Origin of the sequence: Mycobacterium sp. E2238, from assembly GCF_001672665.1 — a bacterium.
Classification (GTDB): Bacteria; Actinomycetota; Actinomycetes; order Mycobacteriales; family Mycobacteriaceae; genus Mycobacterium.
In genome coordinates this window covers 1-544 of the sequence record NZ_LZKF01000129.1, presented here as the reverse complement: position 1 = coordinate 544, position 544 = coordinate 1, and the positions used below count along the sequence as shown (strand labels likewise).

Genomic DNA, 544 nt, shown 5'->3' with positions numbered 1-544 from the left:
TGCGGTTGCCGCACGGCAACGGCGAGACCATCCGGCTGGCCCGGGGCGCATCGCTGTCCGACTTCGCCGACAAGATCAACGCCAACCCGGCCTCGCTGGTGCAGGCGCTGTTCAACCTGGGCGAGATGGTGACCGCCACCCAGTCCGTCGGCGACGAGACGCTCGAGCTGCTGGGCAGCGAGATGAACTACGTCGTCCAGGTGGTCAGCCCCGAGGACGAGGACCGCGAGCTGCTGGAGTCCTTCGACCTGACCTATGGCGAGGACGAGGGCACCGAGGAAGACCTGCAGACCCGGCCGCCGGTGGTGACCGTGATGGGTCACGTCGACCACGGTAAAACCCGGCTGCTGGACACCATCCGGAACGCCAGCGTGCGCGAGGCTGAGGCCGGGGGCATCACCCAGCACATCGGCGCGTACCAGGTGTCCGTCGACCTCGACGGCACCGAGCGCCCGATCACCTTCATCGACACCCCGGGTCACGAGGCGTTCACCGCCATGCGTGCCCGCGGCGCGAAGGCCACCGACATCGCGATCCTGGTGGT

Annotated in this window: 1 protein-coding gene; it reads left to right on the top strand. The window is 68.6% G+C overall.

Annotated elements, in window-relative coordinates; all coding sequences use genetic code 11:
* The coding region (locus A5711_RS10880) for a translation initiation factor IF-2 N-terminal domain-containing protein (RefSeq protein ID WP_156744866.1) at positions 1-544 on the top strand (544 nt) is incomplete at both ends.